This window comes from Pantoea sp. RG18 (assembly GCF_025910075.1).
GTDB classification, from domain to species: domain Bacteria; phylum Pseudomonadota; class Gammaproteobacteria; order Enterobacterales; family Enterobacteriaceae; genus Pantoea; species Pantoea agglomerans.
This window is the reverse complement of the sequence record NZ_JAPCIL010000014.1, coordinates 206855-227415: the sequence shown is the minus strand read 5'-3', so window position 1 is coordinate 227415 and position 20561 is coordinate 206855. Positions and strand designations below refer to the sequence as shown.

The window sequence follows — 20561 nt, the reverse complement described above, 5'->3', positions numbered from 1 at the left end:
CTCCCCGCTCGCGGGGAGATTCTCTTTTAACGGGGTTTATCGCCCAGCACCGTTGCCCGCTGCATAATGCGCCGGGCAGGATAGTAATCAGCATTGGCATAATGCTGCGTGACCCGATTATCCCAGATAGCCAGATCGTCTGGCTGCCAGCGCCAGCGCACCTGAAACTCCGGTTTGGTGGCGTGCGCAAACAGAAAGCCCAGCACCGCATCACTCTCTTTCTCGCTTAAATCGACGATCCGCGTGGTAAAGCCCTCATTCACAAACAGCGCTTTTTTGCCGCTGACCGGATGGGTGCGGATGACCGGATGCTGCACCGGCGGATGTTTTGCTACCGCCTGCTGCCAGCGCTGATGCTCGTCCTCGGTTTTGCGGTACTTATACTCCTGGAATGACTTTTTGAAATCATGCTCGGCATGGAGACCTGCCAGCAGCTGCTTAAAGGGTTCAGAGAGCGCTTCGTAAGCCGCAATGCCGCTGGTCCAGAGCGTGTCACCCCCCGACTCCGGTAACACCTTCGAGGCCAGCAAGGCGATCGCTGGCGGCGTATCAATAAAGGTGACATCGGTATGCCAGTTGTCATTATCTGGCGGATTATCCTGATGGGTATCCAGCACGATAATCTCCTCGACGCCTTCCGCATGCGGATAGACCGGATGGATGTGCAGATCGCCAAAGCGGATTGCCAGCGCGCGGTGCTGTTCCGGCGTTATTTTCTGGTCACGCAGAAACAGCACCTGATGACGAAGCAGGCCATGATAAAGCTGCTCAAACTGAGCATCACTCAATGGGCGAGACACATCCAGGTTTGAGACCTGCGCGCCAATGTACGGGCCAAGCGGGGTAAAACTGAGACGTTCGTTCATGATGGTTCTCCACTCCAGGGCGTCAGACGGCGCTGCAACGCGCGGAGCCCGAGTTCTAAGCTAAAAGCAATAAAGGCGATTACCGCGATACCCGCCAGCACCACATCGGTGGCGAGGAATTCTCCTGCTGACTGCACCATAAAACCCAGACCCCGCGTGGCAGCAATCAGCTCAGCGGCCACCAGGGTTGACCAGCCAACCCCCAGACCGATGCGCAGACCGGTGAGGATCTCCGGCAACGCGCCTGGCAGAATCACCCAGCGCAGCAGTTGCCAGCGATTAGCCCCCAGCGAGCGCGCCGCACGCAGTCGGACCTGCTGCGTGTTACGCACACCGGCCAGGGTGGAAAGCGTCACCGGCGCGAAAATCGCCAGATAGATCAGCAGGATTTTCGAGGTCTCACCAATGCCGAACCAGATCACCATCAATGGCAGATAGGCGAGTGGCGGAATCGGGCGATAGAGTTCAATCAGAGGATCGAGCAACCCGCGAGCGACCGGGCTGAGGCCCATCAGGATCCCTACCGGAATGCCGATGGCGGCAGCGGCAGTCAGCGCAATCAGCATTCGTGTCAGGCTGGCGGCCAGATGCTGCCACAGCGTGGCATCCATAAAGCCCTGCGCGCTGGCAATCAGCAGCAGCTTGCTTAACACCTGCTGCGGCGACGGCAGGAACAGCGGGGCAATCAGGCCCAGCGCGGTCACGCCCCACCAGAGCAGCAACAGCAGAGAGAGACTCAGCATGCTCAGCGTAAAGGCGGTTGAAAACGGCCAGCGCAAACGACGGCGCACCGGCAGAGACTTGTCATTGATGAGTGCACTCATGCAAACGCCTCCCGCTGATCAAAGACCCGGCTCAGCACATACTCGCGCTGGGCGATAAACTGCGGATCGGATTTGATACTGCGGCACGACTCCCCTGCGGCAAAGCGCTGGCCAAAGCCAGGACGCAGCCGCTCAACGATGCGGCCCGGTCCTGGCGACAGCAGAATCAGTTCGCTGGCCAGGAAAATCGCCTCTTCTATGTCGTGCGTAATCAACAGAATCTGTTTACCGCTGTCGCGCCATAGCGTCAGCAGCAGGGTTTGCATCTGCTCGCGGGTAAAGGCATCCAGTGCGCCGAAAGGCTCATCCAGCAACAGCAGTTGTGGATCGGTGGCCAGCGCGCGCGCAATGCCCACCCGCTGACGCTGACCGCCGGACAACTGCCAGATGGCGCGCTTTTCCGCACCTTCCAGCCCCACCTGTCTGATTAACCGGCGGGCAATCATGTCGCGATCCGGGCGCGACATCCCCGCCAGCTGCAGGCCAAAGGCGACGTTATCCAGCACGTTGCGCCACGGCAGTAATCCTTCATGCTGAAACACCACGCCGCGCTCCGCACCAGGCCCGGTCACCGGCTGGTTATCCAGCGTGATGCTGCCCGACTCCACCGGCAGGAAACCGGCAACCAGATTGAGCAGTGTGGTTTTGCCGCAGCCGGAGGGGCCGAGCACCACCAGCAGTTCATGGCTATCCAGCTGCAGATTGATATCCTGCAATACCGGCTGTCCGGCATAACGGGCATTAAGGTGAGCGATGCGCAGCATAGTGCCTCCTTAAGGTTTAACTAATGGCTCGACGAAACGGGAGGTCACATAGCTGCTGTAGTCGTTATCCGCCTGCGGCACCCGGCCCTGCGCTTTCAGAAACTGCGCGGTATCGACGATCGCTTTATTGACCGGTTTGCCCAGTTGCTCAACCTGCTGCTGCGCCGTGAGGTAGGTATTGCCCTTCACCAGACCGGGCACCTGTGCTTCCGGCACACCGCTGAGGCGAGAGAGTTTGCTGAGGTTATCGGACTGCTTCAGCCAGCTGTCGGGGCTGTTCAGGTAGGCCTGCTGCGCGTCAAGCGCGCTGCGGGCAAAAGCAGTCACGATCTCCGGATGCTGCTGAGCAAAATCTTTGCGTACGACCCAGACATCCAGCGTCGGCGATCCCCAGCTTCCCACTTCCGCAGAGTCGGTTAACACTTTGCCCTGTTTTTCCAGCTCATTAACCGCCGGTGCCCAGACGTAAGCGCCATCAATGTCGCCACGCTGCCAGGCAGCAATAATCGCTGGCGGCTGCAGATTGACCAGCTGTACCTGTGACGGTTTGATGCCCCAGTGTTTCAGCGCAGCCAGCAGGCTGTAGTGGGTGGTAGAGATGAACGGCACCGCGATGCGTTTGCCAATTAAATCTTTGGGCGTAGTGATGTTCTTCTTCACCACCAGCGCTTCAGAGTTGCCCAGCTGAGAGGCGAGTAAAAAGGCTTCAATCGGCAGCTTCTGCGCCGCCGCGACCGCTAACGGGCTGGAACCGATATTGCCAATCTGGACGTCACCGGACGCCATCGCACGTAATACCCCGGCGCCGCTGTCAAATTTGCGCCAGTCAACGCTGGCCCCGCTCTCTTTCGCAAAGCTGTTGTCAGCCTGCGCCACTTTCGCCGGCTCAGCCGAGGTCTGGTAAGCCACGGTGACATTGACCGCATCAGCCCGAAACGCCAGCAGCGCCAGCGCTGCGGCTAAAAAAGTTAAACGTGTTGCTGCCATGATCACTACCCCACCGTTTTTATAGTGGAGGCAGTGTCTCTGCGCGCTATAGTTTCATAAAGGAATTAAAAATTATCCCTAATAGAAATAAGTTCTTAGATCACTATCTGCAAAACTAAGTTAAAAATCGCAAATGCTGAAAATAGCTAAAGTAAGCAAAAATGTCAGGCGCTCACATTGTCCCTGTGCTATTCATATGCGTTCCCAATTATTGCCTGTTAAGGTTTCTGAATCCGATGTCGATCGAGAAAGTCGCTCAGCTGGCTGGCGTCTCCAAAGCCACGGTATCGCGGGTTCTCAACGCGCATCCCGGCGTGAAGCCCGATACGCGTGAGAAAGTTCTGGCGGCAATCTCTGCCTGCGACTATCAGCCCAACTTACTGGCGCGTCAGCTGCGTACGTCGCAAAGCAACATGCTGCTTGTACTGATCTCGGATATCACCAATCCCTTCTGTTCACGCGTGGTTCAGGGCATCGAGGCCGAAGCGGAACTGCACGGCTATCACATCCTGCTCTGTAACTCCGCCTCGCAGCTCCAGCGTGAAGCCGCCTATCTCTCCCTGCTGACCGGAAAAGTGGTGGATGGCGTGATTACGATGGATGCGGCCTCCGGTTTACAGGATTTGCAGGCGCTCATTGCCGGGGCGCCCTGGGTACAGTGCTGCGAATTTGATCCGGATATCCCCGCCTCCTCGGTCAGCATTGATCACCTTGAAGCCGCGCGCGACACCGTCCACTACCTTGCCGGTAAAGGGCGTAAACGCATCGGGCTGATCAATGGCGACATGCGTTACCTTTACTCGCATCATCGTGAAAAGGGCTACCGGCAGGCGATTGAGGAGCTGGGGTATGCGTGGTCCGGCGTCTCCTACACTTACGAAATCTCCTGTGAGGCGGGCAGTCAGGGGCTGAGGGAGTTGATGGCGCTGCCGGAACCGCCGGATGCGGTGTTTGCGGTTTCAGATGTGCTGGCGGTAGGCGTGGTGCATGCGGCGCTGGAAGCGGGTCTGCGCGTGCCGGAAGATCTGGCGGTGGTTGGGTTTGATGGCGTGTCGTTTACCCGCAGCCTGAATCCGCCGCTGACGACCATCGAGCAGCCGATGAACCAGCTGGGCGCGCGTAGCGTGCAATTGCTGCTGCAGAAGATCCGCAATCCTAATGCGCCAGTCATCCGCGAGGTGCTGCCCTGGACGCGCGTTGAACGCGCATCCAGCTAATTTAGTGCCAGATTAACAGCACGCAGGCAGCGGTCAGCAGCCCCATGGCGAGATTAAAGATTTTCCAGGCGCGACGGCTGCGCAGAATGCGGCCGATCATCGCACCAAATCCCATCCAGATAACACCCGACACCAGATTAACCAGAAACATGCCGATGCTTATCGCCATCACTGAATGGCGATACGCGTCACCGGCCAGGCTGAAGCTGGCGACCGCGCCCAGCGCCATCAGCCAGGCCTTGGGATTGATCAACTGCAACAATCCGCCCTGCCAGAAGGGCATCGGCGCATCCGGCGCCTGATCGGTTTCCAACTTCTCATAACTGGCAGTAGCGATTTTCCATGCCAGCCAGAGCAGATAGAGGCTACCGGCGATTTTCAGCACCAGGTGCAGCGAAGGATAGAGCAGGATCAGCCCGCCGACGCCAAAGGCCACCATCAGCAGCATCACCTGCATTCCGATCATGATGCCAATCATCAGCGGAATGGTGCGCATAAAGCCAAAATTAGCGCCCGAGGCGGTGAGTAACATATTATTAGGCCCGGGCGTAATGGCCGCGACCCAAAGAAATCCCAACATTGATAAGAAAAGACTCAGTTCCATGGCAATCGGGTACTCCTTACCCTGCAAGAAAAAACTTATCGAAGCTAACAGTGTGATATGGAACAGACAAGCTTTTACCACATGAAATTTACCGGACCGGAAAACGAGCACTTCACGCCTCCTGAGAGTCTGCGTAACGCGCACCTGCAGACCCTGCTGCCGCGCCTGCTACGTCGTCGTATCACGGGCGATCCCCACTGGCAGCGTCTCGACCTGCCGGATGGCGACTTCGTCGATCTCGCCTGGAGTGAAGATCCGCAGTTCGCGCAGCATAAACCGCGCGTGGTGCTGTTTCATGGGCTGGAGGGCAGTTTTCACAGCCCCTATATTCATGGACTGATGGCGATCTGCCGCGCGCGCGGCTGGCTGGCGGTGGTGATGCATTTTCGCGGCTGCAGCGGCGAACCGAATCGGCTCAACCGCATCTATCACTCTGGCGAAACCGAAGATGCCCGCTTTTTTCTGCACTGGCTGCGCACCCGCTGGGGCCGCGTACCCACCGCGGCGGTGGGTTTCTCGCTGGGCGGTAACATGCTGGGCTGCCTGCTGGGCCAGCAGGGCGTAGCCGCTGAGGTAGACGCGGGCGTCATTGTCTCCGCTCCGCTGCTGCTGGAGCCCTGTAGCGTAAAACTGGAACGCGGCTTCTCACGCGTCTATCAATACTATTTGCTGGCGCAGCTCAAGAAAAATGCCCGCCGCAAACTGCACGCCTGGCCGGATACACTGCCGGTCAATCTGGCGCAGCTGAAAGCGCTACGTCGACTGCGCGATTTTGATGATGCCATTACCGCCCGCGCCCACGGTTTTCTGGATGCGGCCGATTACTATCATCGTGCCAGCGCCATGCCCTGGCTGAAGCACGCAGAGAAACCGCTGCTGATCATTCACGCCAAAGATGATCCTTTTATGAGTGATGAGGTGATCCCGCACAGCAGCCAATTATCTGCCACTATTACTTATCAACTGACACCACACGGCGGCCATGTAGGTTTTGTTGGTGGGACATTACGCCAGCCTGAAATGTGGCTGGAACAGCGTATCCCCCAGTGGATCGCCCCTTTTCTGGATAACTGATCTCGTGATTATTCCCTGGCAACAGGTCTCACCTGAGACCCTTGAAAATCTGATTGAAACCTTTGTGCTGCGCGAAGGCACGGACTATGGCGAGCAGGAACGCAGCCTGATCGACAAGGTGGCCGATGTGCGACGTCAGCTGGAAACGGGTGAAGTGGTACTGGTGTGGTCGGAACTGCACGAATCGGTCAATATCATGCCGCGCAAAGAATTTCGTGGCTGATGCACCCAACGGCATTTCGTGTTAACAATGCCTATTGCCCGACCTCACAGGGAGCTTTTCTATGTCTGCACGTCATCCCATTATCGCGGTGACTGGTTCCAGCGGCGCAGGGACCACCACCACCAGCGTGGCGTTTCGCAAAATCTTTCAGCAGCTCGATCTTCATGCGGCGGAGCTGGAAGGTGACAGTTTTCACCGCTTTACCCGCCCTGAAATGGATATGGCGATTCGTAAGGCGCGCGATTTAGGACGTCATGTCAGCTATTTCGGCCCGGAAGCCAATGACTTTGGCCTGCTGGAGCAGAGCTTTAAAGAGTATGGTCAGAGCGGACAGGGCCAGTCGCGTAAATATCTGCATACCTACGATGAAGCGGTGCCGTGGAATCAGGTGCCCGGCACCTTTACGCCGTGGCAACCGCTGCCGCAGAACACCGATATTCTCTTCTACGAAGGGCTGCACGGCGGCGTGGTGACGGCGCAGCACAACGTAGCAGAACAGGTTGATCTGCTGGTTGGCGTGGTGCCGATTGTGAACCTGGAGTGGATTCAGAAGCTGGTGCGCGACACCGGCGAGCGCGGCCATTCACGTGAAGCGGTCATGGATTCGGTAGTGCGCTCGATGGAAGATTACATCAACTTCATCACACCACAGTTCTCACGCACTCACCTCAACTTTCAGCGCGTCCCGACGGTCGATACCTCAAACCCGTTCGCTGCCCGCGCTATTCCGTCACTGGATGAGAGCTTTGTGGTGATCCACTTCCAGGCGCTGGAAGATATCGACCTCCCCTACCTGCTGGCGATGCTGCAGGGCTCGTTTATCTCGCACATCAATACGCTGGTGGTGCCTGGCGGCAAAATGGGTCTGGCGATGGAGTTGATCATGGGTCCGCTGGTGAAGCGGCTGATGGAAGGCAAACGAATAGAGTAAGAGGCCAAAAGGGCCTTTCCAGACTAATGCCAATGCCAATGCCAATGCCAATGCCAATGCCAATGCCAATGCCAATGCAGGATGAATCTGACAGCAGCGAAAAAGCTTAACACGCAGGGAACCGGGTCAGAAGAGGAAAGCGTCCCGCGCCAGGGACGGCGCGGGCCGAGCAGCCAGGGATTGGCTTAAGCGACTTTCCGATCTGACCCGGTTCCCAGCGCAGGCACAGTCTGACAGCGGACCGACACAAACCGCTCTGACCCTGTTCAATACGCAGGCACAGTATCAAAGCGGATTCCCGGCCCAGGCACAGTCCTAAAGCAACCTGCATCAGATACTGGAAGTGAAGTTAGCAGGTCTGCAATAACCCCTGCGGCTACTAAAGTTCGATCACTTCATAGCTATGGGTAATGTTGACGCCTTTACCCAGCATGATGGCCACAGAGCAATATTTTTCAGCAGAAAGATCAACAGCGCGTGAGACCGCTTTATCCTGGAGGGCTTTACCACTCACGATAAAATGCAGGTTGATGTGCGTAAAGATTCGCGGCGCCTCTTCACGACGTTCTGAGGTCAGTTTTACTTCACAATCAGCCACATCGTTTCGGCCTTTTTGCAGAATTGATACCACGTCAATCGCGCTGCATCCGCCCGCCGCCATCAGCACCATCTCCATTGGGCTGGGCGCTTTATCACCCGAATTTCCATCCATCAGTATCTGATGGCCGGATGAGGATTCTCCGAGGAATGTCAGCCCTTCTACCCATTTCACTCTTGCCTGCATGATTTTTGCTCCGGAATACGCTGTTTTGTCGCCAGAGTACGCTTTCGCCTGGTAAACAGCAATCCAGAGAAATCCGCCCGTAGCTGAAGCGAGACAACAGAAGACAGTCGGCAAAAGCTGTGCTACAAACAGTGCTGAAAATATTTTTCGTCACCCGATGACGAAGCCGGGAAGGATGATGCGCACTGCGCCTGATGCGGCCCGAATAATTTCCTGAAATGGAAACGCTTGAAGCTTTCACCGCCTGACAGGGAAAACTGCCCCCTGTATTTTGGGCACGATTACAACAGAGGATAATAGCGAATGGTTCTCGGCAAACCGCAAACAGACCCTACACTCGAATGGTTCCTGTCCCATTGCCATATTCACAAGTATCCATCCAAAAGTACGCTGATTCACCAAGGTGAAAAAGCAGAAACGCTTTACTACATCGTGAAAGGTTCCGTTGCGGTTCTGATTAAAGATGAAGAAGGCAAAGAGATGATTCTTTCCTACCTGAATCAGGGCGATTTTATTGGTGAACTTGGCCTGTTCGAAGAAGGCCAGGAGCGCAGCGCCTGGGTACGTGCGAAAAGCGCGTGCGAAGTGGCGGAAATTTCTTACAAGAAATTCCGTCAGCTGATCCAGGTTAACCCTGACATCCTGATGCGACTCTCATCGCAGATGGCGCGTCGCCTGCAGGTGACGTCTGAAAAAGTGGGTAACCTCGCTTTCCTCGACGTAACCGGACGCATTGCACAGACCCTGCTCAACCTGGCGAAGCAGCCAGATGCCATGACGCATCCCGACGGCATGCAAATTAAAATCACTCGTCAGGAAATTGGCCAGATTGTTGGTTGTTCACGTGAAACCGTGGGCCGTATTTTGAAGATGCTGGAAGATCAGAACCTGATCTCCGCACACGGCAAAACCATCGTCGTTTACGGCACCCGCTAATTCCTGTCACCCACGGCGTGATGGCAACATCACGCCGTTATTGTTTGTGTTGGGCCGATGTGGCGTCGAATTATTTACCATCCTGAAGTTAACTACGCCTTGCGGCAAACGCTGGTGCTCTGTCTGCCAGTGGCGCTGGGCTGGCTGGCTGGCGACCTGCAAAAAGGTCTGCTGTTCTCATTAGTGCCCGCCTGCTGCAACATCGCCGGTCTGGATACCCCGCATAAACGCTTCTTCAAACGCCTGATTGTTGGCGGCAGCCTGTTTGCCCTCGGCAGCTTTCTGATGCAGTGGCTCACCCTGCATGCTATTCCGCTGCCGCTGATCCTGTTTGCTATGCCCTTATTGCTCGGCGTTACCGGGGAGATCAGCCCGCTGCATGGCCGTTTGCTGCCCGGCACCCTGATTGCCGCCATCTTTACCCTGAGCCTGATTGGCCGCATGCCAATCTATGTTCCCCCGCTGCTCTATATCGGCGGCACGCTATGGTACGGGCTCTTTAACTGGTTCTGGTTCTGGCTGTGGAAAGAGCAGCCAATGCGCGAAAGCCTGAGCCTGATCTACCGCGAGCTGGCTAACTACTGCGACGCAAAATATACCCTGCTGACGCAGCTGACCGATCCGGAAAAGGCGCTGCCACCGCTGCTGGCTCGTCAGCAGAAAGTGGTCGATCTGATTAACACCTGTTATCAGCAGATGCATATGCTGTCGGCAAGCCGCGATCACAGCCATAAACGGCTGACGCGCGCCTTTCAGGTGGCGCTGGATCTGCAGGAACATATCTCGGTCAGCCTGCATCGGCCGGAAGAGGTGCAGAAGCTGGTCGAACAGAGCCACGCCGAAGCGGTGATCCGCTGGAATGCCAAAACCATCTCGGCCCGGTTGCGGGTGCTGGCGGATAACATTCTCTATCACCAGCTACCCGATCGCTTCGCGATGGATAAACAGCTTGGCGCGCTGGAGAAAATCGCCCATCAGCATCCCGACAATCCGGTGGGTAACTTCTGCCTTTACCACTTCAACCGCATCGCGCGGGTCCTGCGCACCCAGAAACCCCTTTATCAGCGCGATCTGATGGCTGACCGCCAGCGCCGTCTGCCGCTGTTACCGGCGTTGCGCAGTTATCTCTCGTTTCGCTCATCGGCCCTGCGCACTGCCGGCCGCTTTGCGGTGATGCTGATGCTGGGCAGCGCGCTGGCGCTGTTCTTCAACATCCCCAAACCCTACTGGATCCTGATGACCATCATGTTCGTCAGCCAGAACGGCTACAGCGCTACCCGTGTCCGCATTCAGCACCGGGCGCTGGGCACTTTTGCCGGTCTGGTGATCGCGGCTGCCACGCTGCGCATGGCGGTGCCGGAGTCGCTGGTGCTGCTGATCATGCTGGCGATTACCTTTATCAGCTATCGCTTTACCCGCCAGTTCTATGGCTGGTCGATGATTGGCTTTACGGTCACGGCGGTTTACTCGCTGCAATTGCTGTCGCTGAATGGCGCGCAGTTTCTGCTGCCGCGTCTCATGGATACGCTGATGGGTTGTCTGATCGCCTTTGGCGGGATGCTCTGGCTGTGGCCGCAGTGGCAGAGCGGCTTACTGCGGCAGAACGCCCATGACGCACTGGAAACCTATCAGGATGCGCTGCGGCTGTTGCTGGGTGACGAACAGTCACCAGAGAAACTGGCTTATCAGCGCGTGAAGGTCAATCAGGCACACAATGCGCTGTTTAACTCACTGAATCAGGCGATGCAGGAACCCGCGTTCAACTCCCGCTATCTGAGTGATATGCGGCTCTGGGTCACGCACAGCCAGTTTATCGTCGAGCATATCAACGCCATGACGATTCTGGCGCGTGAGCACACCATGCTCACTGCCTCGCTGGCTGAGCGTTACCTGCAATCCTGTGAAATCGCGCTGCAGCGGTGTCAGCAGCGGCTGGAATATGATGGTGAAAGCTCACAGGTTAACCTGCTGGATGAGCTGGAGAACATCAGTGAGGGACCGATCACGGTGGTGGAGCAGCATGTGCGGCGCATTCTCGATCATCTGAGCGTGATGTACACCATTTCATCGCTGGCGTGGAACCAGCGGCCGCAACATGGCCGCTGGCTGATCAGACGCTTACGTAAAAACTAAGCTAGCCGTTGAGCACGTTGCCGACGGCCGTGGCGAAGCGGCTCATGCCCTCTTCGATGTCGGCAGGCTCAATGATCAGTGACGGGGCAAAACGCATCACGTCGGTGCCGGCAACCAGCACCATCACGCCTTCTGCGGCCGCGGCATTCAGGATGTCGCGTGCTTTACCGGCATGCTGCGGTTTCAGCGCCGCGCCAATCAGCAGACCCTTGCCGCGAATATCGCTGAAGAGATCATACTTCGCATCGATGGCCTGCAGCGCCGTGACAAAGTGCTGACGACGCGTCTCAACGCCTGCCAGCACCTCCGGCGTATTGATAATATCTAGCGCGGTTTCGGCGATGGCGCAGGCGAGTGGATTGCCGCCATAGGTGGTGCCATGCACGCCCGGCGCCATGGTCGAGGCGATCTCGTTAGTGGTCAGCATGGCGCTGACCGGGAAACCGCCGCCCAGCGCTTTGGCTGAGGTCAGAATATCGGGCTGGATACCATAATGCTCATAGGCGAACAGCTTGCCGCTGCGCCCCATGCCGCTCTGCACTTCATCCAGCACCAGCAGCGCCTGATGCTGATCGCACAGCTCACGCAGTCCCTGCATAAATTCCTGCGTTGCGGGCACGACGCCACCCTCCCCCTGAATCGGTTCAACCACAATGGCGCAGGTGTGATCGTCAATCACCGCTTTCACTGCGTTCAGATCATTGAACGGCACATGGACGATATCCGCCGGTTTAGGCCCGAACCCATCAGAATATTTTGGCTGTCCGCCGACCGTGACGGTAAACAGCGTCCGGCCATGAAAGGCGTTATGAAAGGCGATAATCTTACTTTTGAATGGGCTGTGACGTTTGCAGGCGTAGTAGCGCGCCAGCTTAAAGGCGGCCTCGTTGGCTTCGGCCCCGGAGTTAGCGAAGAAGACCCGCTCGGCAAAGGTCGCCTGAATTAACTTACTGGCAAGACGCAGCGCCGGTTCGTTGGTGAAGACGTTGCTGGTGTGCCACAGCGTCTCGCCCTGACTTTTTAGCGTCTCCACCAGCGCAGGATGGCAGTGTCCAAGTGCGGTGACGGCGATACCACCTGAGAAATCGATATACTCTTTGCCCTGCTGATCCCATACACGACTGCCCTTGCCTTTTACCGGCACGAACTGCGCAGGTGCATAAACAGGCAAAATAACGTTATCGAACGTCTCCCGCGTGACCGCAATTTTTTCCGCTGCCATTGATGACCCCATTTAGATGATTGACGTGCAACTTTGAAATAATAATCACAAAATATGCATAAAAAATCACTCAAAGGCAACTTATTGCTCAAGGAAATTGCGCAGCAGCTGATGTCCCTGCTCGCTGAGAATACTTTCGGGATGGAACTGCACGCCTTCCAGCGCCAGGGTTTTATGGCGGAATCCCATAATTTCGTCAGGCTCGCCGTCACGCACCGTCCAGGCAGTCACCTCGAAGGCATCTGGCAGGGAGTCGCGCTGTACAATCAGCGAATGGTAGCGGGTCACGGTCAGTGGATTATTCAGAGTGCGGAACACGCCCTGTCCGGTGTGCTGAATCGCAGAGATTTTGCCGTGCATCACCTGACGCGCACGCACGACCTGCGCGCCATACGCCTGCGCAATTGCCTGATGGCCCAGGCAGACGCCCAGCACCGGCAGCTGACCGGCGAAATGCCGGATCGCCGCCAGCGAAATGCCTGACTCCGACGGCGTGCAGGGACCAGGGGAGATCACCAGATGAGTCAGCGGTAACGCCGCCATCTGCTCCAGCGTGATGGCATCATTGCGCACCACCTGAACCTGCGCGCCCAGCTCGCAGAAATATTGATAAAGATTCCAGGTAAAGGAGTCGTAATTGTCGATAAGCAGCAGCATGGCCAGTCCAGAATAATTACCCGCGCCGCTATTCTACGCGGTTAAGCCGCCTCGCTCACCACTTTCGCAAATACCTGTTCCAGCAGAGTCAGGTCTCCGGCCACACCGGCCTGATTCGCCGCTTTCCAGCTTTCAGCGTCAGTCTCTTCCCAGGAAAGCAGATAACCGGCATGCAGCGCCAGCTGTTCAAAGAAAATCCGCTGCGCCCGACCGTTGCCGTGGCGGAAAGGATGCAACATATTGATTTCGCAGTAGTAGTGGGCAACACGCTCAATAAACGCGTCACGTGGCAGGTCAACGAGTCCCTTCTCCTCCTCCAGCGCGGCCATCAGGGCGTTACCTTCCTTTTCGATATATTCGAAATGACAGAACGGCGTCTCATCGCGCCAGATATCGATGGTGCGCAGTTCACCAGCCCAGCTGTAGACGTCCTGAAACAGCGTACGGTGGATCTGGCGCAGGTAAGGCAGTCCAGGATTACGTGGGCCAAGCTCCAGCGTGGCGGCACGCGCCGCACTAAAACTCAGCTCCGCCTTACGCAGCTGCGCGGCATCGTGAATATCGGGCAGGTTTTTCAGCACATTGTCATGCTGCCACAGGTAGGGATCCTGGCTGACGGCGGTATTAGAGTCCATATTGCCTCCTCAGTGACGCCAGACGTGCGGCCGCATCATCGCTGTTTACGCTGGTTTCATTTGGCGAGAAGCCTTCCAGCCGACAGCTGGCCTGATAGCTGGCGCTACGCCGCTGTCGCCACAGGGTGACCTTCTGTTTTTCGGTGAGTTTGTTCGCCATGCCGCCTCCTGCTCAGGTTTTTGCCCTAAGTATAAGAGCAAATTCTGGCTTTGCCGGATGCGGCAGGCGGTCGCCATCCGCAGATGGCGACGAACGGACTTAAGGCAGGACTTTGGCGGAGAGGATAACTACCGGTTTGGATGGAACATTCTGGTAAGGACCCACATCTTTGGTCGGTACCTGAGAAATTTTTTCAACCACATCCTGACCTTTCACAATCTTACCAAATACGGCATAGCCAAAATCGCGCTGTCCGTGATCGAGGAATGCATTATCCGCGACGTTGAGGAAGAACTGGCTGGTCGCACTGTCTTTATCGGCGGTACGCGCCATGGAAATCGTGCCACGCAGGTTACGCAGGCCGTTATCCGCTTCATTCTTGATCGGCGCGTTGGTCTGCTTCTGCTGCATGTCCGTAGTGAAGCCCCCACCCTGCACCATAAAGCCCGGGATCACGCGGTGAAAAATGGTGTTGTTGTAAAAACCGTTGTTGACGTAATCAACGAAGTTTTTCACAGAAACCGGCGCTTTCTGGTTATTCAGTTCGAGTTCGATATTGCCGGCGGAGGTGGTGAGCAGAACGTGGGTGTCACCTTTTGCAGCCAGCGCCTGGGCGGAAACGGAAGAGAGCGCTAACAGGGTGATGGCCGCTGTTAAAGTACGTTTAAACATGAAAGATTCCTTACCTGGGAGAGCGGGCACAAAAACGTGATTGATTGTAAAGAGACTCTATTCCAGGAGCCAGCGTTTTACCTATATTTACGCTGTGGCAGCAAATGGGGGGAGCAAACGTTAAACCCCGGCAATTACGTGATTAAAATCACACAACACATGAAATATGGATCTCTGGTTTCACTGGTTGTTTATTAAGATCACGGTTCCGTTTACACTTTCTGACACTTTTTGGCACCCGGTTCTCAACAGGTTCAGAACATGACAAACCGTAATCGTATTGGCCTCACCTGGATAAGCTTCTTCTCCTACGCGCTTACCGGCGCGCTGGTGATTGTTACCGGCATGGTAATGGGCGATATCGCAAAAGATTTCCAGATCCCCATCTCCAGCATGAGTAATACCTTCACCTTCCTCAACAGCGGCATCCTGGCGGCGGTTTTCCTGAACGCCTGGCTGATGGTGATTGTGCCACTGAAGCGTCAGCTGATTTTCGGCTTCGTCCTGATGGTACTGGCGATAATCGGGTTGATGACCAGCCGCGATCTGACCGTCTTCTCGCTCTGTATGTTTGTGCTGGGCGTGGTCAGCGGCATTACTATGTCGATCGGCACCTTCCTGATCACCCATATGTATGAAGGCCGCCAGCGCGGTTCGCGCCTGCTGTTTACCGACTCCTTCTTCAGCATGGCGGGCACGCTGTTTCCGGTGCTGGCGGGGATTCTGCTGGCGCGTCAGCTGCCGTGGTACTGGGTCTACGTCTGCATCGGCTTTATCTACGTCGCGATCTTCATCATGACGCTGTTTGTCGAGTTCCCGGTGCTGCGTAAGCCCGAAAACAGCCCGACAGTTGAGAAAGAAAAATGGGGTGTGGGCGTGCTGCTGCTGGCAGTGGCGGCGCTCTGCTACATTCTGGGCCAGCTTGGCTTTATCTCCTGGGTGCCGGAATATGCCACCAAAGTCATGGGCATGAATATTAATGATGCCGGACAACTGGTGGGCAGCTTCTGGACCGCGTATATGGTGGGGATGTGGGCCTTCAGCTTCCTGCTGCGCTTCTTCGATCTGCAACGCATTCTGATGGTGCTGGCGGGACTGGCTACCGTGCTGATGTACTGGTTCGTCAGCAGCCAGGATGCCAGCATGCTGAAGTGGATCATTATGGTGTTGGGCTTCAGCTCCAGCGCGATTTACACCACTATCATCACGCTCGGTTCGCTGCAGACCAAAGTGGCGTCACCGAAGCTGGTGAACTTCATTCTGACCTGCGGTACCGTCGGCACCATGCTGACCTTCGTGGTGACCGCGCCGATTGTTGAGAAGAGCGGCGTGCACACGGCGCTGGCCACCGCCAACGGCCTCTACGCGGTGGTGTTTGTGATGTGTGTCCTGCTGGGGCTGGTCACTAAACATCGCTCGCACGGTCACGTTACGCATTAATCATTCAGGGCGGCGATTGATCGCCGCCCTGCTGTTTAACGCCGGAAGTCTATCCGCTCCCGCTCCCGCCAGTAAATCTCGCTTTCTGCGGGCTTTGTCTCTGCCACCACGATGCCGCGACGCAGTGAGTAGCGCACCGGAACCTGCCTTCTTACCGCATCAAAACCACTCTCTGCCGGCAGAATAATCAGGCTGGCATCGTTGCCGGTCTGAATGCCATAGCCTGACAGCTGCAGCGTCTTCGCGCTGTTATGCGTAATCAGATCCAGACCCGCATCAATCTGCTCATAGCCCATCAACTGACAGACGTGTAAGCCCATATGCAGCACCTGCAGCATGCTAGCGGTGCCCAGCGGATACCAGGGATCGAACACATCGTCGTGGCCGAAACAGACGTTAATCTCCGCCTCCAGCATCTCTTTCACCCGCGTAATGCCGCGCCGTTTAGGGTAGGTATCAAAGCGGCCCTGCAGGTGAATATTGACCAGCGGATTCGCGACAAAATTAATGCCCGACAGCTTAAGCAGTCGAAACAGTCGTGAGGTATACGCGCCATTGTAAGAGTGCATCGCGGTGGTATGACTGGCCGTCACGCGCGCGCCGTTGCCATCGCGATGCGCCAGCGCCGCCACAGTTTCCACAAAGCGCGACTGTTCATCATCGATCTCATCGCAGTGAACATCGATCAACCGATCATAGCGGTTAGCCAGCGCAAAAGTTTTATGCAGCGACTCAACACCATATTCACGGGTGAATTCGTAATGCGGGATCGCGCCAACCACATCCGCGCCCAGCCGCAATGCCTCCTCCAGCAGCGCTTCACCGTTGGGATAAGAGAGAATACCCTCCTGGGGAAAAGCAACAATCTGGATAGTGATCCACGGCGCCATCTCCGCCTTCAACTCCAGCATCGCTTTAAGCGCCGTCAGTGACGGGTCAGAAACGTCAACATGAGTACGGACAAACTGAATGCCGTTGGCAATCTGCCACTTCAGCGTCTGCATCGCCCGCCGCTTAACATCTTCATGACTGAGCATGGCTTTGCGTTCAGCCCAGCGCTCAATGCCTTCAAACAGCGTCCCGGACTGGTTCCACGCGGGTTCGCCAGCGGTCTGGGTGGTATCCAGATGAATATGCGGCTCAATAAAAGGCGCGCAGGCTAAGCCACCCTCGCCGTCCAGCGATTCATCCGCCGGTGAAGCGTGCTGCGGCTGGGCTGAGAGCCGGGCAATTTTGCCATCGGCGATGGCGATCTGCCATAACCCATCCCGCCAGGGTAAACGCACGTTATTGATCCACTTAGGTGACATCATTGCCGACTCCTTTTCCGGTTTTGTATTTTAAAACTAACACGATTCAGGTGACCCGCCGCAAGCCCGAATAATCAGCGGGTTATCCGCACCAGAAAAAATTATTTCAAATCAACCATATACCTCTTAATGGGTATATGGCGTCGTGGTTGATGTATATCAATAAGTGCCAGAAACGGCGCGCTATTGTAGCCGCAGATATCGCAAATTTGAGGCAAAAATGAGCAAGCACAATGTCGTCGTTATCGGTAACGGCATGGTCGGCCACCGCTTCATAGAAGAATTACTAGAGAAAGCGGAACCTGACCAGTTTTCGCTGACCGTCTTTTGTGAAGAACCCCGTGTCGCCTATGATCGTGTCCACCTGTCCGCCTACTTTTCCCATCACACCGCTGAAGAATTGTCGCTGGTTCGTGAAGGCTATTACGACAAACATCAGGTCAATCTGCTGTTGGGTGAACGCGCCATCACCATTAACCGTGATGAGAAGCTCATCCACTCCAGTACCGGTCGCGCGGTGCATTACGATACGCTGATTTTTGCCACCGGCTCTTATCCGTGGATCCCGCCAATTAACGGTGCCGAAGGCAGCGACTGCTTTGTCTATCGCACCATCGAAGATCTCAACGCCATCGAAGCCTGTTCGCGCCGCAGCAAACGCGGCGCGGTGATTGGCGGCGGCCTGCTGGGGCTGGAAGCGGCGGGCGCACTGAAAAATCTGGGCATTGAAACCCACGTCATTGAATTTGCGCCGGTGCTGATGGCGGAGCAGTTAGATCAGCAAGGCGGTGAGCAGCTTCGTCGCAAGATTGAGCAGATGGGTGTACGGGTCCACACCGGTAAAAACACCCAACAGATTGTGCATCACGAGCACGGCGGCAAAACGCTGCAGTTTGCTGATGGCAGCGCGCTGGAGGTCGATTTCATCGTCTTCTCCACCGGCATTCGCCCGCAGGACAAACTGGCGAAGCAGTGTGGATTAGCACTGGGGCCGCGCGGCGGCATCGCCATTGATGACCAGTGCCGGACCAGCGATCCCACCATCTACGCTATCGGTGAGTGCGCTGCCTGGCAGAATCGTGTCTATGGCCTGGTGGCGCCGGGTTACAAAATGGCCCAGGTCGCCAGCGACCATCTGCTGGGCCGCGACAATGCGTTTACCGGCGCGGACATGAGCGCCAAACTGAAGCTGCTGGGTGTTGATGTTGGCGGCATTGGCGATGCGCGCGGCACCACGCCAGGCGCTCGCAGCGTGGTCTGGCTGGATGAGAGCAAATCGATCTACAAGCGCCTGATTATCAGCGAAGATCAGAAAACCCTGCTGGGTGCCGTCCTGGTGGGCGACACCAGCGACTATGGCAACCTGCTGCAGCTGGTGCTGAATGGTATTCCGCTGCCTGCTAATCCGGAAGCACTGATTCTGCCAGCCGGCAGCGGGGATAAACCGGCCATCGGCGTCGATTCTCTGCCTGATACCGCACAAATCTGCTCCTGTTTTGACGTCAGTAAAGGCGACATCATTAAGGCGGTTCAGGGTGGCTGTCATACCGTGGCAGCACTGAAAAGCAGCACCCGTGCCGGCACCGGTTGCGGCGGCTGTATTCCACTGATCACCCAGGTTCTCAACAGTGAACTCAGCCGTCAGGGCATTGAGGTCAATAACCATCTTTGCGCCCACTTCGCCTGGTCACGCCAGGAGCTTTATCACCTGATTCAGGTAGAGGAGATTAAAACCTTTGACGAACTGCTGGCCCGCTATGGTCAGGGTTACGGCTGTGAAGTGTGCAAGCCGGTGGTTGGCTCACTGCTCGCCTCCTGCTGGAATGAGTATGTGCTCAAGCCCCAGCACGCGCCATTGCAGGACAGCAACGACCTCTACCTTGGCAACATCCAGAAAGATGGCACCTACTCGGTGATCCCGCGCTCGCCCGGCGGTGAAATCACACCCCAGGGACTGAAAGTGATTGGCGAGATCGCCGAGCGCTATCAGCTCTACACCAAAATTACCGGCTCTCAGCGCATCGGTCTGTTTGGCGCGCAGAAAGACGATCTGCCCGCTATCTGGTCACAGCTGATCGACGCCGGATTTGAAACCGGCCAGGCCTACGCCAAGGCGCTGCGCATGGCGAAAACCTGCGTTGGCAGCGCCTGGTGCCGTTATGGCGTGGGTGACAGCCTCGGCTTCGGCGTGATGCTGGAGAACCGCTACAAAGGCATCCGCACGCCGCACAAGATGAAGTTTGGTGTCTCTGGCTGCACCCGCGAATGTGCGGAAGCACAGGGCAAAGATGTCGGCATTATCGCGACCGAAAAAGGGTGGAACCTCTACGTCTGCGGCAACGGCGGCATGAAACCGCGCCATGGCGATCTGCTGGCGGCCGATCTCGATCAGCAGGCGCTGATCACCTATCTCGACCGTTTCATGATGTTCTATATCCGCACCGCCGACAAACTGCAGCGCACCTCGCTGTGGCTGGAGAGTCTGGAAGGCGGCATCGACTATCTGCGTAAGGTGATCGTGGATGACAAACTTGGCCTCAACAGCCAGATGGAGCAGCAGCTGGCCGCACTGCGCGCCAGCGTCAGCTGTGAATGGAAAGCGACGCTGGAAGATAAGGATCACCTGACGCGCTTTGCCCACTTTATCAACTCGCCGCAACGCGATCCTGCCGTGCAGCGGGTCGCGGAGCGCGACCAGCACCGCCCGGCACGCGCCGATGAACGCATTGCCGTGACCCTGATTGAGGAGACCGAATCATGAGCCAGTGGAATCCGGTGTGCCCGCTGACGCAGATCCTGCCCGCTACGGGCGTCTGCGCGCTGGTCAAAGGCCAGCAGGTTGCAATCTTCCGTCCCCGCAACGATGAGCAGCTCTATGCCATCAGCAATATCGATCCGTTTGCCGATGCCAGCGTGCTGTCACGCGGCATTATTGCTGAACATCAGGATGCGCTCTGGGTTGCCAGCCCGCTGAAAAAGCAGCATTTCCGTCTTAGCGATGGCTACTGCATGGAGGATGAAACGCGCTCCGTGGCGGCCTGGCCGGTGCGGGTCAATGCCGGACAGGTTGAAGTCTGCCTGTAACTCCCGTCAACAGCCCGCCTCCGCGGGCTTTTTTAAGG

Annotated in this window: 21 protein-coding genes; 9 read left to right on the top strand and 12 right to left on the bottom strand. The window is 56.7% G+C overall.

Annotation, left to right across the window (positions count from 1 at the left end; genetic code table 11):
• Positions 1-26 precede the first annotated feature (26 nt).
• Genes tauD through tauA form a run of 4 tightly spaced genes read right to left on the bottom strand, consistent with a single transcriptional unit; the run spans position 27 to position 3441 of the window.
• On the bottom strand, positions 27-866 hold the full coding sequence (gene tauD, locus OK409_RS15980) for a taurine dioxygenase (protein WP_033785674.1): 840 nt from the start codon (positions 864-866) through the stop codon (positions 27-29).
• A complete protein-coding gene (gene tauC / locus OK409_RS15975) occupies positions 863-1690 on the bottom strand; it encodes a taurine ABC transporter permease TauC (protein WP_264367222.1) in 828 nt (275 codons plus the stop codon). The genes tauD and tauC overlap by 4 nt, the downstream gene beginning before the upstream one ends.
• A complete protein-coding gene (gene tauB / locus OK409_RS15970) occupies positions 1687-2454 on the bottom strand; it encodes a taurine ABC transporter ATP-binding subunit (RefSeq protein WP_022624055.1) in 768 nt (255 codons plus the stop codon). Before tauB ends, tauC begins: the two co-directional genes overlap by 4 nt.
• Before the next feature lie 9 nt (positions 2455-2463).
• Positions 2464-3441, bottom strand: a complete 978-nt coding sequence (gene tauA / locus OK409_RS15965; RefSeq protein WP_264367221.1) for a taurine ABC transporter substrate-binding protein — start codon at positions 3439-3441, stop codon at positions 2464-2466.
• Between the two features lie 236 nt (positions 3442-3677).
• Here tauA and OK409_RS15960 point away from each other — a divergent pair, with 236 nt between their 5' ends.
• Positions 3678-4658: a LacI family DNA-binding transcriptional regulator gene (locus OK409_RS15960; protein ID WP_010253055.1), complete on the top strand. Its 981-nt coding sequence runs from the start codon at positions 3678-3680 to the stop codon at positions 4656-4658.
• A 1-nt stretch (position 4659) separates the two neighbouring features.
• Here the strand turns inward: OK409_RS15960 and OK409_RS15955 are convergent, their stop codons facing one another.
• A complete protein-coding gene (locus tag OK409_RS15955) occupies positions 4660-5262 on the bottom strand; it encodes a LysE family translocator (RefSeq protein WP_010671578.1) in 603 nt (200 codons plus the stop codon).
• A 57-nt stretch (positions 5263-5319) separates the two neighbouring features.
• On the opposite strand from OK409_RS15955, the gene OK409_RS15950 reads away from it, so the two are divergent.
• The 3 genes from OK409_RS15950 to OK409_RS15940 all read left to right on the top strand — a co-directional run bounded on the left by OK409_RS15950 (position 5320) and on the right by OK409_RS15940 (position 7490).
• A complete protein-coding gene (locus OK409_RS15950; RefSeq protein ID WP_264367220.1) occupies positions 5320-6336 on the top strand; it encodes a hydrolase in 1017 nt (338 codons plus the stop codon).
• 4 nt (positions 6337-6340) lie between these two features.
• Entirely contained in the window at positions 6341-6559 is a 219-nt protein-coding gene (locus OK409_RS15945) for a YheU family protein (protein WP_010253066.1), read from the top strand.
• A gap of 61 nt (positions 6560-6620) precedes the next feature.
• Complete coding sequence (locus OK409_RS15940; protein ID WP_010253068.1) at positions 6621-7490, top strand: phosphoribulokinase; 870 nt, start codon at positions 6621-6623, stop codon at positions 7488-7490.
• 379 nt (positions 7491-7869) lie between these two features.
• Here OK409_RS15940 and OK409_RS15935 read toward each other — a convergent pair whose 3' ends face one another.
• Positions 7870-8274, bottom strand: a complete 405-nt coding sequence (locus OK409_RS15935) for an OsmC family protein (RefSeq protein ID WP_010253071.1) — start codon at positions 8272-8274, stop codon at positions 7870-7872.
• Between the two features lie 303 nt (positions 8275-8577).
• On the opposite strand from OK409_RS15935, the gene crp reads away from it, so the two are divergent.
• A complete protein-coding gene (gene crp, locus OK409_RS15930; protein WP_003852956.1) occupies positions 8578-9210 on the top strand; it encodes a cAMP-activated global transcriptional regulator CRP in 633 nt (210 codons plus the stop codon).
• 57 nt (positions 9211-9267) lie between these two features.
• A complete protein-coding gene (locus OK409_RS15925) occupies positions 9268-11343 on the top strand; it encodes a YccS/YhfK family putative transporter (RefSeq protein WP_010253083.1) in 2076 nt (691 codons plus the stop codon).
• A gap of 1 nt (position 11344) precedes the next feature.
• Here OK409_RS15925 and argD read toward each other — a convergent pair whose 3' ends face one another.
• From argD to ppiA, 5 genes are all read right to left on the bottom strand, one after another.
• Positions 11345-12565 carry a bifunctional acetylornithine/succinyldiaminopimelate transaminase gene (argD, locus tag OK409_RS15920; protein WP_022624054.1) on the bottom strand — a complete coding sequence of 407 codons (1221 nt, stop codon included), beginning with the start codon at positions 12563-12565 and terminating at the stop codon, positions 11345-11347.
• An 81-nt stretch (positions 12566-12646) separates the two neighbouring features.
• Entirely contained in the window at positions 12647-13222 is a 576-nt protein-coding gene (locus OK409_RS15915) for an aminodeoxychorismate/anthranilate synthase component II (RefSeq protein WP_264367219.1), read from the bottom strand.
• Positions 13223-13263: 41 nt separating this feature from the next.
• Positions 13264-13857 (bottom strand): putative adenosine monophosphate-protein transferase Fic, encoded by a 594-nt coding sequence (locus OK409_RS15910; RefSeq protein ID WP_010253092.1) that lies wholly within the window; start codon positions 13855-13857, stop codon positions 13264-13266.
• Positions 13847-14017, bottom strand: coding sequence for a YhfG family protein (locus OK409_RS15905; protein ID WP_010253095.1), 171 nt, complete (start codon positions 14015-14017; stop codon positions 13847-13849). Before OK409_RS15905 ends, OK409_RS15910 begins: the two co-directional genes overlap by 11 nt.
• A gap of 99 nt (positions 14018-14116) precedes the next feature.
• Positions 14117-14689 (bottom strand): peptidylprolyl isomerase A, encoded by a 573-nt coding sequence (ppiA, locus tag OK409_RS15900; RefSeq protein ID WP_003852970.1) that lies wholly within the window; start codon positions 14687-14689, stop codon positions 14117-14119.
• A gap of 261 nt (positions 14690-14950) precedes the next feature.
• On the opposite strand from ppiA, the gene tsgA reads away from it, so the two are divergent.
• Complete coding sequence (gene tsgA, locus OK409_RS15895; RefSeq protein ID WP_031593897.1) at positions 14951-16129, top strand: MFS transporter TsgA; 1179 nt, start codon at positions 14951-14953, stop codon at positions 16127-16129.
• A 35-nt stretch (positions 16130-16164) separates the two neighbouring features.
• Here tsgA and OK409_RS15890 read toward each other — a convergent pair whose 3' ends face one another.
• Positions 16165-17442, bottom strand: coding sequence for a cytosine deaminase (locus OK409_RS15890; protein WP_031593898.1), 1278 nt, complete (start codon positions 17440-17442; stop codon positions 16165-16167).
• Positions 17443-17659: 217 nt separating this feature from the next.
• Between OK409_RS15890 and nirB the strand changes: the two genes are divergently transcribed.
• Together nirB and nirD are read left to right on the top strand one after the other, a co-directional pair.
• The gene (nirB, locus tag OK409_RS15885; RefSeq protein ID WP_264367218.1) at positions 17660-20200 is read left to right on the top strand and encodes a nitrite reductase large subunit NirB; all 2541 of its coding nucleotides are present in this window, start codon (positions 17660-17662) and stop codon (positions 20198-20200) included.
• Positions 20197-20523 (top strand): nitrite reductase small subunit NirD, encoded by a 327-nt coding sequence (gene nirD, locus OK409_RS15880; protein ID WP_159227114.1) that lies wholly within the window; start codon positions 20197-20199, stop codon positions 20521-20523. Before nirB ends, nirD begins: the two co-directional genes overlap by 4 nt.
• Positions 20524-20561: the final 38 nt, after the last annotated feature.

Bases quoted from the DNA above. Each gene is read 5' to 3' on its own strand.
- OK409_RS15935 (WP_010253071.1), bottom strand. From the start codon at position 8,274: ATGCAGGCAAGAGTGAAATGGGTAGAAGGGCTGACATTCCTCGGAGAA.
- nirD (WP_159227114.1), top strand. From the start codon at position 20,197: ATGAGCCAGTGGAATCCGGTGTGCCCGCTGACGCAGATCCTGCCCGCT.
- tauB (WP_022624055.1), bottom strand. From the start codon at position 2,454: ATGCTGCGCATCGCTCACCTTAATGCCCGTTATGCCGGACAGCCGGTA.
- ppiA (WP_003852970.1), bottom strand. From the start codon at position 14,689: ATGTTTAAACGTACTTTAACAGCGGCCATCACCCTGTTAGCGCTCTCT.
- tauC (WP_264367222.1), bottom strand. From the start codon at position 1,690: ATGAGTGCACTCATCAATGACAAGTCTCTGCCGGTGCGCCGTCGTTTG.
- argD (WP_022624054.1), bottom strand. From the start codon at position 12,565: ATGGCAGCGGAAAAAATTGCGGTCACGCGGGAGACGTTCGATAACGTT.
- OK409_RS15905 (WP_010253095.1), bottom strand. From the start codon at position 14,017: ATGGCGAACAAACTCACCGAAAAACAGAAGGTCACCCTGTGGCGACAG.
- OK409_RS15925 (WP_010253083.1), top strand. From the start codon at position 9,268: ATGTGGCGTCGAATTATTTACCATCCTGAAGTTAACTACGCCTTGCGG.
- crp (WP_003852956.1), top strand. From the start codon at position 8,578: ATGGTTCTCGGCAAACCGCAAACAGACCCTACACTCGAATGGTTCCTG.
- OK409_RS15950 (WP_264367220.1), top strand. From the start codon at position 5,320: ATGGAACAGACAAGCTTTTACCACATGAAATTTACCGGACCGGAAAAC.
- OK409_RS15910 (WP_010253092.1), bottom strand. From the start codon at position 13,857: ATGGACTCTAATACCGCCGTCAGCCAGGATCCCTACCTGTGGCAGCAT.
- tauD (WP_033785674.1), bottom strand. From the start codon at position 866: ATGAACGAACGTCTCAGTTTTACCCCGCTTGGCCCGTACATTGGCGCG.
- OK409_RS15960 (WP_010253055.1), top strand. From the start codon at position 3,678: ATGTCGATCGAGAAAGTCGCTCAGCTGGCTGGCGTCTCCAAAGCCACG.
- OK409_RS15955 (WP_010671578.1), bottom strand. From the start codon at position 5,262: ATGGAACTGAGTCTTTTCTTATCAATGTTGGGATTTCTTTGGGTCGCG.
- nirB (WP_264367218.1), top strand. From the start codon at position 17,660: ATGAGCAAGCACAATGTCGTCGTTATCGGTAACGGCATGGTCGGCCAC.
- OK409_RS15915 (WP_264367219.1), bottom strand. From the start codon at position 13,222: ATGCTGCTGCTTATCGACAATTACGACTCCTTTACCTGGAATCTTTAT.
- tsgA (WP_031593897.1), top strand. From the start codon at position 14,951: ATGACAAACCGTAATCGTATTGGCCTCACCTGGATAAGCTTCTTCTCC.
- OK409_RS15890 (WP_031593898.1), bottom strand. From the start codon at position 17,442: ATGATGTCACCTAAGTGGATCAATAACGTGCGTTTACCCTGGCGGGAT.
- OK409_RS15940 (WP_010253068.1), top strand. From the start codon at position 6,621: ATGTCTGCACGTCATCCCATTATCGCGGTGACTGGTTCCAGCGGCGCA.
- tauA (WP_264367221.1), bottom strand. From the start codon at position 3,441: ATGGCAGCAACACGTTTAACTTTTTTAGCCGCAGCGCTGGCGCTGCTG.